Source organism: Methanosarcina sp. 1.H.T.1A.1 (genome assembly GCF_000979295.1).
Classification (GTDB): domain Archaea; phylum Halobacteriota; class Methanosarcinia; order Methanosarcinales; family Methanosarcinaceae; genus Methanosarcina.
Genome location: NZ_JJQY01000074.1, coordinates 68,728 through 83,543 on the forward strand (window position 1 = coordinate 68,728; position 14,816 = coordinate 83,543).

At 40.8% G+C, this 14,816-nt stretch carries 8 protein-coding genes; 6 read left to right on the forward strand and 2 right to left on the reverse strand.

Annotated features, from left to right (window positions below; genetic code table 11):
* Positions 1-906 (reverse strand): polysaccharide deacetylase family protein, encoded by a 906-nt coding sequence (locus tag EO95_RS07440; protein WP_048133589.1) that lies wholly within the window; start codon positions 904-906, stop codon positions 1-3.
* Between the two features lie 409 nt (positions 907-1,315).
* Between EO95_RS07440 and EO95_RS17545 the strand changes: the two genes are divergently transcribed.
* The 5 genes from EO95_RS17545 (at position 1,316) to EO95_RS07465 (ending at position 10,753) form a co-directional block, all read left to right on the forward strand.
* Positions 1,316-1,477, forward strand: a complete 162-nt coding sequence (locus EO95_RS17545) for a hypothetical protein (RefSeq protein ID WP_156164009.1) — start codon at positions 1,316-1,318, stop codon at positions 1,475-1,477.
* Positions 1,478-3,463: 1,986 nt separating this feature from the next.
* Positions 3,464-5,248, forward strand: a complete 1,785-nt coding sequence (locus EO95_RS07445) for a disaggregatase related repeat-containing protein (protein ID WP_048133590.1) — start codon at positions 3,464-3,466, stop codon at positions 5,246-5,248.
* Between the two features lie 694 nt (positions 5,249-5,942).
* The gene (locus EO95_RS07455) at positions 5,943-7,553 is read left to right on the forward strand and encodes a right-handed parallel beta-helix repeat-containing protein (RefSeq protein ID WP_048133592.1); all 1,611 of its coding nucleotides are present in this window, start codon (positions 5,943-5,945) and stop codon (positions 7,551-7,553) included.
* 486 nt (positions 7,554-8,039) lie between these two features.
* Positions 8,040-10,136, forward strand: coding sequence for a disaggregatase related repeat-containing protein (locus EO95_RS07460; protein WP_048133593.1), 2,097 nt, complete (start codon positions 8,040-8,042; stop codon positions 10,134-10,136).
* An 83-nt stretch (positions 10,137-10,219) separates the two neighbouring features.
* On the forward strand, positions 10,220-10,753 hold the full coding sequence (locus EO95_RS07465) for a metal-dependent hydrolase (RefSeq protein WP_048133594.1): 534 nt from the start codon (positions 10,220-10,222) through the stop codon (positions 10,751-10,753).
* 118 nt (positions 10,754-10,871) lie between these two features.
* On the opposite strand, the gene EO95_RS07470 is transcribed toward EO95_RS07465, so the two are convergent.
* On the reverse strand, positions 10,872-12,356 hold the full coding sequence (locus EO95_RS07470; RefSeq protein WP_235282905.1) for a glycosyltransferase: 1,485 nt from the start codon (positions 12,354-12,356) through the stop codon (positions 10,872-10,874).
* A gap of 1,461 nt (positions 12,357-13,817) precedes the next feature.
* On the opposite strand from EO95_RS07470, the gene EO95_RS07475 reads away from it, so the two are divergent.
* Positions 13,818-14,753 (forward strand): UDP-N-acetylglucosamine 3-dehydrogenase, encoded by a 936-nt coding sequence (locus EO95_RS07475; RefSeq protein ID WP_082105966.1) that lies wholly within the window; start codon positions 13,818-13,820, stop codon positions 14,751-14,753.
* The last annotated feature ends 63 nt before the right edge of the window (positions 14,754-14,816 follow it).

A 14,816-nucleotide genomic window follows, 5' to 3' on the forward strand; every position in this document is an offset into this window, starting at 1 on the left:
TCAAACACATGATACTCCGGAATAATCCCTCAAGCACATTACATCAACTTCGCTCAGTTTACTCAGGATATGCCGGACCCTCTGTTCAACAAGCTTCCCTTTTATGCACCAGTAAAAGGGCCTCTTATTCCCAAGAGAGGGAAATCTGGTACAGGAGATATCCAGTGGATGGAAATAGAAAATGGTGTGCCCTCTTTTAAGACTCTGCATAAGCCCGTCCAGAATGAATGATGAACCCAGGAATCGAAGCATAGGGCCGCCTGATGCAGGGAACTTTAATCCATGTTGACAATAAGCCCATGGAAACTCAATAAAGTTCCGGTCACTGCCTGCTTCAAGTTCGCTCTCCTCCGGATAATAGGGGAAGGATGAAACTGTATTAAGGGCTGAATCAGTTTTGTTGTAAAAGGAATTTACTGAAACAGATGAATCATACTTAAATCCCAGCTTTTCGAGGGAATCGACCATCCACCCACTTACCAGAGCGTTTGGTGCCCTGTAGCCTACCAACTTTTCGCCGCTGATTTTTTCGAGCATTTTCTTTGCAACCAGGGTCCTTTGCTCAAACTCCTCCACACTCATTAACTGTTTTTTTGTATCAGGGTCGATTTTACAGGCATGATTCAGCCCGTGGCAGGCTAGCTCGTGCCCCCTATCTACAATTGACTCTACCAATCCAGGGTAGTGTTCAATGGTATCTGCAACTACAAAGAAAGTAGCATTTATGTTGAACTCATCAAGAATATCCAGCACCCTTTTTGTGGGCTCACTCAAGAAATCATACCTGCCGTCCCATGTTTTGAAGAACTCATCTACATTCCTGTAAACCGAAAACGGAGAACTGCAGACAGAAGGAATATGATACCAATCTTCAAGATCTACTGTAACCGAAAGACTACCGTTCATGAAATCCCCTCACTACGAGCTGTATTTGCATATATCGTGAAACTAGACTGGAAGTTTCACTAAGAATGGGAATTTAGCAACTATGCATTCCCCAATGGCTTAGAAAGCCTCCCCACCTAAACGAACACATTAAGAGTATAAAAGATTTTGTGAGATATCATAAGAAAGAAAGGAGCCATGATGCACTGTATTGAAAAAAAATACTGTAACGGCGAAAACAGACTAAATAAATTACACCAAGCAGATAAGAATTAATAGTACATGTTTCGCTTACATAGTCGGACTGGGCACTTGTTGAGATGTTAGGGTGTTAAGTAAAGTAAGATAATTCATCGATTCAATTATTTGCCTCGAAAAAAGAAGTACGGATTTCCAAGAAATAAAATAGATTGAAGTCTTTTTTCGGGAGGTGTTTTTTAGAGAGATTTTCCATAGGCAGAGCTATGATAAAACTATATTAAGTACTGGATATAAAGAGGCTGGCGGCAAGAAAGCTGGTTTTATGGAAAAAGTGTTCGGAAGAAAATTTTCTGCTCCCGGTCTGAGAGCAGGAATAGGAATAATTCCATGAAGCTGAGACTTATTTAAACTAATTCTGTAAAGTGAAAATTAGATAAATTGCCCGGTATAGACTTTTCAGGTTTCGATCCCGTCGAACAATACGGCGCAAAAATTTCAGATCAAACCTAATGGTATTGGGCTTCAAAAGGGTTTTTCGGGATGATACCTGAAAGTGTAGAACTCAGAACTGTTATTGGGACCACGAAAACCGAAAGCGACCTTTGAGTTGTAAACCAATTGAAAAAACGAAATTACGATTAAAATTTCCAGATTACTGAATAGAAAACAGCCTCTTTTAGAAAAAGGAAGGCTCTAGAAAGAATGCCTCCTAGACTCCTGAATATTAGTTATGTTGCCGTAGAGAGAAAAAGTATTATTGTGCGAATCGCACATTCTGTGATGGATTCTGCGGTTGACGAACATTCCAGAAAAAAGCATCACTACTTTTAGCAGATGCCCTCACAATTTTGAAAAGGGATTTTCAGTTACAGGAACTGATAACGTCAGCATCAATATAATCTTGATGTGGGATCTTTAGAAATATGGTTGAGAAGAGCAGTAGAAAGGTCAGTTTGCTAAGAGATACAGACTTAATTAGAAAAACATAATAAGAAATATATAATAGATAAGGAGAGAAAATGGATGCACTTTTAGAATTAGTTTTATCTCAGCATCCCTAATTCTATTTAAAGAGATATTGAAGAGGTTCTCAGAAAAAGGTTTTTACTGCACGCAGTGACAATGAGTACAGTATAAAGAACACTTTGATAAAGCAAAAATAATTCATAATGTAAGAATCTCCGTGTATGAGACCGGCAGGAAACAGGCGTTTCATAAATCCAACCCGGATGAGAATTAATGGTGTTAGAATCACATCTTATTTTGACAGAGGAAAAAAGTGAAAAAACTGTAATAATTTAGCCCAACCCCTGCTGTCGAATAATTCAGTAGAAAAAATAACGGTATAAATTTTAGATAAATAGATTCCACAGGCTGTAAAAAGAACTCGACGCACATCTCAAAATTTCATATATGTAGAAAAACAGGAAGAGCAAACTGCCAAACCCCGAAATAACAACGTACCAGTCCTGAAAATTCACGCAACCTTTTTTCTAAAAAACTGCTTTTTTCGGCCTTAAGGTGCGTACAAGAATATAAAGTGTCCCGTGGACTGTATAAAAATATTTAAAGAAGTAACGGAAAGGTTTTATAGTAGAACCACATAAACTTCAAAGTCAACTCAACATTACATAAGTAAACAAAAGTTTCGCAGATGAGTTGACCGGGCTAAAAGCTATGGTTGATAAGAACAGGAAATATTGTCCTGAAAGGAGAAATATCCTGTCGTTATAACAAATTTTGAATAAAAATCCAGAACCAGAGCTTCTCATGTCCGGCCACCCCCGAAAAAATAGCCACTCATAACAGTGAAAATGAAGAGTGGAAAATCCTCTGCACCGTGTCCGCCCCACAAAAACGCAGAGAACCGAATTGAAAAGGTTCAAAAATATTACGAAGACGTAATTAGAATTTTTGAATTACCGCATAGACCCGACATAATTAGATATTTGAGATAAACTCGGTCTAATTAGATAGTTCGGAAAAACATTACGAATACGTAATATGGAATTTTGAGAAATATCTGGGAAAGAGTATACGATTATCCTGGATTTTTTGAGTTTGCTCAAATTCTAAATCCAATCAGAGGCGATACGATGCTAAAAATGAATTTAGGAACCCTATTCCTGACAATATGTCTTATTTTAACAACCGTATCAACTGTTGGAGAAAGGTAAAACTGTATAATAGTTTTTTGAGTTTACTCAAATTCCAAATCCAACCCAAAGGTGATACGATGCTAGAGATGGAGCAGGAAACCCTATTCCTGACAACATATCTTAGTTTAACGGCCGTATGTGCTTTGGGAAAAAATATACTATGACCCTACAAATTTTTTGATATTGCTCGAATTCCAAATCCAACCCAAGGTGATACGATGCTAAAAAGACAGATAGGAACCCTATTCCTAGTAACATGCCTTATTTTAACAACCGTACCCGCTGCGTTAGGCGCACAGAATACAATAACTGTAAATGCAACATCTGGATCAGATGCCCAGACTGCAATTAATAATGCAATAAATTCTGTAGCATCAGGAGCAACATCAAGTAACCCGGGATATGTTCTCCTTAGTGCTGGCACTTATAAGATAAGTGCACCTATAATTTTGAAATCTAATGTAGTACTAAAAGGCGCGGGCGACAGTACAATAATCTTTGCTACTGGCTCAGTTTGTAACTCCGCGGGATCACCTGCGTATGTATACGGATCAGGTGTTTCTAACGTTGAAGTGTCTAATCTTCAATTCCAAAGTACGGCAACCGGACCTGGTGATGGAGGTCATGGAGACTACCGTAACTGCATAAAATTTACCTCTGTAACTAACAGTAAAGTACATGACATTTTATTCAATCGCTATCTGTATGGTGATGGTGTCAGAATCGGTAAAAGTTCTGGAATAGAGGTATATAATTGCAGAATAACGTCCTCAGGACACGATGGTGTGTCATTTTTGTCCGGTACTAAGGATTCCAGAATGTATAACTGTTACGTTGAGGTTCAGACCAACACAGGTGTCAGGGTAGACAACTGTGCAAATATTGAAGTGGACCATAATACCTTCACAGGTAGTGCAGGGTCCGGATGGTGCTGCGTTGAGCTGGAAAATACACTGACAAATGTGGATGTCCATCACAACATTATGCATGATTACAAAGGATCAAGCAGCAGTGCAGGCATTGGAAATTGGAATGCAAAAGGGTCTATTAGCGTTCGTGATAACGTTATGTGGAATGTGTCTCCTTACGTTGAGGTAGGCTCAGGCACAAACATATTAGGACCATCTGATCGCAGTGTTGAGAATTGGGTAGCAAAAGGGTATGGATATGGCTCTATTGGCAGTGCTTCAAATGCCCAGAATACAACAACTGAAAATCCAACATCTGGAACAGATGCCCAGACAACAGTTAATGAAACTGCTGTAACAGAGGCAAAAGAAACCGAAGTTGCAACGACCAGCAATCAGACAACCGGTAACGAAACTTCTGTAGCGACACCAGTTGACGAACCTCCTGTAACAGAGACCGCTCCTGAGCAGGTAGTTGGAACTGATAATACATCATTGACAGAAGAGAATGCAACAAGCATTGTTATAGACAACCGCCTCAGAGAAGTTTCCCCTGATACAGTTTTCCAGGACAAGACCTATATTGACATCGGAGGCAGGCCCGGAATAGGAAGGTACAGAGATCTGCTCCTGTTTGACCTGAGTGACTACAACGATGCTGAAAATATTAGCAATGCAACCCTTTCCCTCTACTGGTATTATCCTGACGGACGGGAAAGACCAGAAGATGCGGTTGTAGAGATATACAGACCCGCTGCAACCTGGAATCCTGAAAATGTGACCTGGAACAGCAGGGATAATGGTGTGCTCTGGACACAGCCCGGAGGAGACTGGTTAGACATGAATAATGTCTCTCAGGGAGATGCACCGTACGCTACGATAACCCTGAACGGAACCGATATACCGGACAACAGGTACTATGAGCTGAACGTAACTGATCTCGTAAAAGAGTACGTCAGCGGCGAGTACGAAAACACAGGGTTCCTGATTAAAACCCGTACCGAAAATGCGGATTACGTAGCATTCTACAGCAGCGAAATCGAAGATGAAAACCAGCGTCCAATGCTGAATATAGAAGAGAAAGCTGTAGCTTAACAGCCCTAACTTCAGGAAGAGACCTCTGAAAGGCGGGGAAGTGCGGAGATGACAAAAAGACCTCCGTAACCCAGACCTTTGAGTTCTTCCAACTTATTTTAGTCATAAGGGAGAATTTTCAGGCTAAAAACTGCGGAAAGTTTTTCCTTTGATCTTCTTTTCATATGAATTTCATTGAGATCTGATGGAATGTCTGCAGGTTAGAAAAAAATGAGTAGACAATTTCATACAGAAGTAGGAATAAAGTTTTATCGAACATATTTAACTCCCCTCAGAGCAAATATATAATTTAATAGTACATATATTTCAAAAAGTACTCGTGTGTTGCTGTTAAAAATTTAAATCAGCTCACTGTACATAAATTTTGTTTCAAATCGGATTATATAAATAGAGCTATTCTGATTCATAAGACGTTGTCTATTCAATACATACCCCCCAACAATGTGAATAACTTTAAGCACATAAGCTTTTTGTACACTGCCGCAATCAATGATTAGTATCTTTATGTTAGAGCTCATATGGATTCGAGAAAAGCCGATAGCGTGCAAAGAATTATTTTTAACTGTTGTGAAGATTAAACCCGTGAGATCACTGATGACATCAGGTTTTTTAAAAAACTCCAGTGACAGTACCTTCCAGCGATAAATTTTATTCAAGTTTGGAGGAATTATATCTCAGGGTGCAGGGATAAAAAATGAACGGAAAAGATCTTATAAACAGATGGGGAAACAGAAAAAAAACGGGTTTTTACATTGCAGTCTTCATGTTCTTGATTGTAATGGTAACAACCGCCCTTTCGATCACGCCATCAGGCATGACAGTTTATGTGGCTGGAGACGGGAGTGGGACCTTTAACTGTAATGGGACTGACGACCAGGTAGAGATCAATCAAGCCCTCGCATACGTCGCAGAACACCCGGAGTTTACAACCGTTCATTTGAAAGGCCCTAACACATACGTTATCTCAGACAGTATCCTTGTCGGGAACAATACCGTTCTGGAAGGGGCCCCCACGGCTGTGATAAAACTTAAAGACAAAGCAAACTGGCCAGTTGCCAAGCCCCTGATTACGCAGAGAGATAGCTCGGGAAACCAGGATATTACTATAAAGGGTTTTGAGATAAACGGAAATCACGACGCCAATACAGATAAAAAGAAAGGCGCTGGATACTACAATCTTATCCATTTCATGAACTCAACAAACATTCAGGTTCATGATATGTATATGCATGACAGTCATGGAGATGGATTGAAAGTTGAAAACAGTTCCAATATTCAGTTTTACAACAATAAAATATATAAGCTCGGTCACGACGGTCTTTACGGGATCCAGTCTCAATATCTGGAAGCCTGGAATAATACGATAACCTGCAGGACTAACAGCGGGCTTAGAGTATGGGACTCGAATCATGTAAAATTCCATGACAATACTATTGATTCCTTTTATCACTGGAGCGCAGGTGGTCCGGGTATTCAGATCCAGAAATCTGCAGCCGTCATGGATGATATAGAAGTATATAACAATACCATCCACAACACTTACGGACCTGGCATCTGGCTGTTGGGCTATGGTAGCTACCCTCTGAAAGAAGCGCAGAATGTCCATATTCATCACAATACATTCTACAGCACAGGCACGAACCCAAGTATTGATTGGGTAGGAGGTATTGTAACCAGCGGGTTTAACAATACCCTTATTGAGAATAACGTGTTTGATGGCACATATCATGCTGCTATCGTCCTGATGTACCCTACAGACCGCACCATAGACATCTCACCTAAAGGTAAGGGATACACGACCATTGTCCGTAATAACATAATTACAAATACGGAACGTCGCAAGAGCGAGTCAAGCGGAACAGGATTTGGTGTTGTCAATTACCTCCCCGAAACCCATATCCTTGTACTGGAAAACAACTGCTTTTACAATAATGTTGCAGGAGACTATAGAAACGCAACATCAACAAGTGATATTTATGTAAACCCTCTTTTCACAAATCAGAAAGGAAATGATTACCATCTTAGATCGACAGGCGGCAGATGGGATGGGAAAACATGGATAAAGGATATTGAAAGTTCTCCGTGCATTGATGCAGGTTATTCCTCCTCTGACTACTCAAATGAGCCCGAAAACAATGGAAAACGGATCAATATAGGAAGATACGGAAACACTGAAGAAGCATCAAAGTCAGGGATAATGCCCGGATATGTGGCCTGGTGGCATCAGATATTTTCGCCTGAATGGAGGATGTTCAGGATGTTCCTGAAGACCTTCCTTCTATTCTGCTTTAAAATTCAGATTTAATGCTTTCTCAGGTGTGTCCCTAATTAAAAAATATTAATTTTTCCAGCCCCTGGATGAAGATTTTAACTTAAACTTTCAGGGGTTTGCTTTTAACTTTTAGAGTCAAATCTGCCCCGGGTCCATGTAAGCCTAACGTGAATGCTTATAAATCTAGATCTTTATCACACCTGACGATTGAATCCTGGCCAGTCACACCAGAAAAGGTAAAAACGAAAATAAAGTGCTCTGGAACTTTAACTTTCTGCGGTGAAGATATAAGACAAGGTTCAGAACAGGCCCTTCTACTAACCTCAAAGATTCACGACTTCCAGATATTATATCCCAATAATTATGAAGAGACTGGGAGATGCCTCATTTAACAATCAAGCTCTATGGAAATCAGGCTATGAAAAGGATTCAAATCTTTCCTGTAAAGTTTTTTGCAGATATCAACAGATAACTTTTTTTAAGTTTAGAGAGTTATAGTTAGTGTATTGGGGGTACAAAATGAACGAAACTCATTGGATATATAGACAGGGAGAAAAAAAGAAAAAAGGGATCCTGATCTTACTTCTTATTACTCTGGTCGCAAGTGTAACTATTGCCCTCTCAACCGCTCCTTCCGAAATGACGGTTTATGTAAATACCGACGGGAGTGGAGATTTCAACTGCGATGGAATCGATGACCAGATAGAGATCAATAAAGCTCTCGCATACGTTGCAGAACATCCAGAGCTTACGACCGTTCATTTGAAAGGCCCTAACACATACGTTATCTCGAGTAGTATTTTCATTGGAAGCAATTCCATCCTGGAAGGGGATTCTACAGCTGTGATAAAACTTGAAGATAAAGCAGACTGGCCATTGGATAAGCCCCTGATTACCCAGATCGATAGCTCGGGAAACCAGAATATTACTATAAGAGGTTTTGAAATTGACGGGAATCATGACGGAAATAAAGAAAAAGGCAGAGGAAAAGGGTACTATAACCTGATACATTTCCTCAATTGTAAAAATATTCAGGTTTATGACATGTATATGCACGACAGCCACGGTGATGGGCTGAAAGTGGTGAAAGGTGCCAATATTCAGTTTTATAATAACACAATATACAAGCTAGGACATGACGCTCTTTACGTAATCTATTCTTCAAATGTGGAAGCATGGAACAACAAAATAACATGCAGAACAAACAGCGGACTCAGAATATATAATGGAAATCAGGTTAAATTCTATAACAATATAATTAATTCCGAAGGGGAGGGGGGAGCTGGAATTGAAATCCAGAAGGCAGGTTCTTCAACAGTAATGAATGATATCGAAATCTACAACAACCTGCTTTATGAGACAAATACCGCAGGAATCTGGATTACAGGGTATGGGTCAGCATATTCGAAAGACTCTGCTAAAAACATATACATTCACAATAATAAATTTTACAAAACTGGTATTAATCCCGGTGCTGACTGGGCAGGAGGTATCGTCCTCAACGGTTTTTATGATACCCTGATAGAAAACAACTTATTCGATGGATGCTACGGGGCGGCAATTGCCCATAAAGAGGTAGATGAAGAGTTTACATCCACGGGTACAGGTTATACAACCATTGCGCGGAACAATATAATAATAAATACAAAATCAAGCCCTGCAGCCGGAGAAGGTTACGCATTTTATAATAAGTTGGAAAATACCCACTCATTCGCCCTTCAAAAAAACTGTCTATCAAATAACGCAGGCGGGGACTATATGTATACCAGCTCTACATCGGACGTACAAGCCGACCCTGCACTTATAGAACAGCTGGAAAAAAATGGGTCTTCAGTGCAAAACCTGCCCTGTGCAGACGCTATGAAAGTAGGACCACAGGAAATGCCTTATGAGATAGATGAGAATGGCATCGATATGGGACAGGAAGAAGGTCTTGGATCAGATATTAAAAGGGCGATCTCAAAAATGGTACGGTTTGTGAAAAATATCTTTTTGGGGTTCACTTCGGGAGAATCAGAGGACGAAAACATAAAAATCGCCTTACCTTCGGTTGTCTCAGACAACAGGCTGAAAGAAGAGTCTCCTAACACGACATTTAGGGAAACCGAATATATGGATGTGGGTGAAAGAGCAGAGGGCGGAAAATACAGGGATGTCATACTGTTTGAATTGAACCAGCTGGGTCAAACGGATAGTATTGAAAAGGCAACCCTTTCTTTGTTCTGGTATTACCCTGACGAAGCCAGACCGGAAGATACTATTCTGGAAGTATACAGGCCGGAAAAATGGTGTGAGGAACATGTTACCTGGGAAGTAAGAGAAACAGGAACTCTCTGGCAGAATCCAGGGGGTGATTGGTACGATAAAAAAGGTGTATCTCAAGGCAGCACCCCATATGCGACAATAACTATTAAGGGCAGTACCCTTCCAGACGACAGGTATTACGAGCTTGATGTAACAGAGCTTGTGCAGGAATATACCAGCGGGAAGTATGAAAATACTGGTTTCCTTATAAAAGCCAGAGTGGAAGATAATAACTATATTGCTTTATACAGTTCAGAGTGGCAAAACAAAGCTCAGAGACCTAAACTTACTATAGAGTATACAGGCGAATAATACAATCTGAGATTAAGCAAAGGTTAGAGTATATAAAGCACAGGCAATATTTAGATATAAATGAAGAGCCGTTATAACCTTCGATGCTTCTCTTCGGACATCTGGGAATAACACTGGGGGCATTTATCGGCCTTCGGCGACTTATTCCTCGCTTAAAATCCGTAATAGATTTAAGGTATCTTGCTATTGGAGCCCTTTTACCTGACCTGATAGATAAACCAATAGGAAAAGTAATATTCGCATCGACCTTTGCAAACGGGCGTATGATAGGTCATACCCTGTTGTTCAGCTGCCTTCTTGTTCTTGCCGGTATCTACCTGTATCAAAAAAGAAGAGATACCAGAATATGTACCCTAGCTTTGGGTTCTTTTTTCCATATCCTCGAAGACCAGATGTGGGGGCGGCCTCAAACTTTTTTATGGCCTCTGCTTGGATGGAGTTTCCCGAGAGATTCTATTGATTACACAGGCTTTGAATACTTAATAAAAATGCTAGAGGGCTCATTCAAACCTGAATTTTCCCAGACTTACATTGCAGAAATTATGGGAATAGGAATAATTGTTATTTTTACTGGAATCTGGATAAAAAAAAGACTGAATCAAAATAGCTCTGACTAGAAAATCCTGATTAAAAAAGAATCAGATTAAAGAGCCCGAATTAAACAAGCGGGCTCTTATTGTTTTTGCAAGAAAAAATACATTAAAAGAAAAAGCCCGGAAGGAAAACTTCCGGACCTCAACGAGCAAGTCCTACCCTTTCATTCCTTCTCTTTTCAACCTGCATATCAAAGAGCATTCCGAACAGAAGCATCTGAAGTCCAGTACCCAGTACGAGGAAACCAAGCAGTGGGTAATAGGACGGTAGCGGGTTTTGAAGCAATATCTGCAAAAGTCCCCAGATACCAAAGAGGACACTCGCAGGTAGGGCAAGCATCCCAAGGAAGTAAAACAGAACCAGAGGATGGAAATCCAGAACCGTATATTTGATCCTTAGCCTCCAGAGAAAGCCCCTGAAAAGCATAGGCGAAATCTTACGGATATACTTACTGTACTTAATGGATGACTTCTCTCTGCCATAACGGGCAGGGATTACTACATCCATGACCCTCATTCCAAAGGCGTTAAGCTTGATAAGCAAGTCATTACAGTAGCCGTAGTAAGGATAAACCGAATCCAGATCGATAACCTCAAGGGCCTGCCTGGAAATGGCTGTATACCCGTTCTGCGGATCCATGATATGCCAGTATCCACTCCCTATTTTAGTAAGGAAACTCAGCAGAAGGTTTCCAAAAGACCTCCACCTGCTCATCCCGGTCATAAAATTGTCGGAGAGAAGCCGGTTACCCTTTGTATAGTCAGCCCATCCCTCGATAATCGGAAAGATCAATCTCGGAAGCTGGGTAGGGTCCATCTGGTTATCCCCGGCCATAACTGCTACAATATCCATTTCATCTTTTAGAGCAAGCTTGTACCCGTTAATTATCCCTGCCCCGACGCCTTTGTTTACTTCGTGGCGCAGATAAACGATTCTCGGATCTCCGAACTTTTTTACAATTTCTCCAGTCCGATCAGTACTACAGTCATCGATAACATAGATCCGATCCACATACTCTGGAATCCCTCTCAGGGTTTCGCCGATAAGCAGTTCTTCATTATAGGCAGGTACTACAACTCCTATACGGGTGCTCTCAAGCTTCCGAAATGCAGGATCAACGTCAAAGCTCAGGTAGTTAACCTTAAGTTTTTCAGTTTTGGCAGCAGAAAGCAGGGATTTCAAAGACATATGCTCTTTGCCTGAGCTAATATTCTGAAGCGATCTTGAGGTTAAGGCAAGAAAGCCTATTTTTTCTTTGAAGGTGCTTTTCCCGTTCAGAAGCATGACTGTCTCCTGTTCGCAGGAAACCCGGCAGGGCCAGGAACCTACCGACAGGTCAAATCCCTGCCTGAGCGGCTCGAGAACATGAGACAGCAGATCTATATCCTGCATGCAATCAGGATAGATAAGAACCACAAGCTCTGAATCAAGGGATGCCCTGTAAAGGACTTTGAGCAATGCTTCCTCTCCTCCGGCCAGGGGGACGACTCTTGCCCCTCCCAGAGCTGCCACTTCCATAGTTCGGTCAGTAGAACCTTTGTCAAGCACAAGTACGCGGTCTGCATAACTCGCCGCAAGCAGTACCTTGCTTCCTATGGAGGCCTCCTCGTTTTGAGCTGGAATCAAGACCGTAAACTCATGCCTTAGAGGCCTATCGGAAAGTTGAGATGGCGATGAAACTATACTGATGGGATCGGAAATTAGAGAATTAAAACAAAGTGTAAGGGCTGAATACAAACCCTCTCCACCCCCTATGAATATAGATTATACTATAACCCCCTGTATGTGTATAAATGCAAAAATATTAAAGGCTATCATTTAAAAGATATTTGGAGAAAAATATATATAAAGTTAACATGTGACTGAAAATAATCTGTTAAAATATTAATAACTTACAAGGATGCTTCCTTTATTGAATAGAGAGTTATGGTATATAGCCCAAGGTTGGAAGATCCTACTAACATAAAATACAGTATTTCATCACAAAAAACACGTTTTAGCGGCATAATGGGTCCGAAAAATGAAAAATAGAAAAAAATTAAAAAACACAAGATAGAACTTTGGATTTTAGGAAGAAAACAGAATCATGAAGCCCATTCATACACCATAAAACATATGAGTGTGTAGAATATGGGTTATAGTTTACGCTCCTACAGCAAATGGAAAAGCCGTTCTATTATGCAAAAATGTACATGTGCTACTCCAGAGTTAATTATTATGAAGGCATCGCAACCGAGAAAAAAATTATAGATAAATTAGTTAAAATTCAGGTAGTAAACCTTAGTTGTATGCCCTGACCCAGTTACATGTCATAGTATGACTCTCGGGGACCGGGGCAGGGAAGAACTTAACCGATCTGCGCGAGCGGGCAAGAGAAAAAAACACCATAAAAGGCATAGTACATTGCGAAAAATGATATGGCTATTGCGGGAAGAAAAAGGGGGAGATAAACACCGGAAAAATCCCTGGACTTCAGGCAGTAGCCGTTACGGAAAATAATACATCCACAGGGAGCTTATTTAACCCTCAGGTGAATAGGGAAAGGAGCGACCTGCGGGAACATAGAGTTAAGTGGTATAAAAAACGCCCCTGTATATCCATGCCCTGAGAGCGCATAAAGTAATTAGGGGGTTCTTTATTTCAGAGGGATCCAAGCAAAATATGAAAAGTACCAATAGGATTTAAAAAATAAGGCAGATGAGTTCAATATATGCACGTAGCCAGAGTATACTGATGAAAAATATTAGTCTAAGGCTAAAACTTATATTCTAAGAATATTTATTAATTTAAAGGGAGACGGCATAATGGTGAAAGCATATACCGTCAATTGGGGAAAAAGAGTTTGAGATTTAACTTAACTGTATTCTGGAAGGCTTCCATACAATGAAAGGAACATGGAAAAACCGAATTGAAGCCGATCTGAAAAAGCAGTAAGAACTCAAGGTCTTTCTTTGCACGAATTGATCTTATTTACTGAATAGTTTACTGATAGTATACTACCTGTGTAAATTACCCTGCTTTTTTTGCAGGAGATCAGACAAATCGAGACAAAAGCGCCTGATAAAGTTATTGTGGGGGGTAAAAGAATTGATACGCGTAGGAGTGGTTGGAACCGGTTACATGGGGGAGAACCATGTCAGGATCTATAGTGAAATGGAAGACGTTAAACTGATAGGGATTTCCGATCCCAATACTTCAAGGGTAAAAGAGCTTGCAGCAAGATATAATACACTGCCTTTTGCAGACCATAAAAAAATGTTTGAGAAAAAAAAGCTTGACGCAATAAGTATCGCAGCTCCTACTACCCTTCATTGCCCCATAGTGCTTGATGCACTTGAAGCCGGGGCAGACGTGCTTGTAGAAAAGCCTATTGCAGACAGTGTGGAAAATGCAGCTGCAATGATAGAATCTGCTGAAGAGATGGACAGGCACCTGATGGTAGGACACATAGAAAGGTTTAATCCTGCGGTCCTGAAATTAAAAGAAATCGTTGACTCAGGGGCTCTGGGAAAAATCGTCTCTGTTTCAACCAGAAGAGTCGGGCCTTACAATCCCAGGATAAGGGATGTGGGGGTAATCCTGGATATTGGAGTACATGACATAGATATAATCTCCTGTATCTACGGAATGAAGATAAACCAGGTATATGCCGTAGCGGGATCAGACATTCATTCCTTTGAAGATCATGCGACAATTCATCTCCGCCTGAACCATGCATACTCAGGGCTTGTGGAGACAAACTGGCTTACCCCCCACAAAATCCGGAAGCTTACGGCTGTTGGTCTGAAGGGTGTTGCATATCTGGACTATCTTGACCAAAGTGTAGAGCTCCACGACGATGGCTGGATCCAGAAAGCCAGGGTAGAAAAAGCCGAACCTCTGCAAAAGGAACTCTCCCATTTTATCTGCTGTGCAAAGGATGGAACCTGCCCGATGCCCTCGGGAGAAGAAGGAAAACATGCTCTGGAAGTGGCACTGGCCGCAATCCAGTCATACAGGGAAGAAAAAATGATTGAGATATGAAGCTGCAGCCGGGTGAAGTAATCGATCTGAATTTACTCATGAAACTGACTCTTTAAAAGGAGT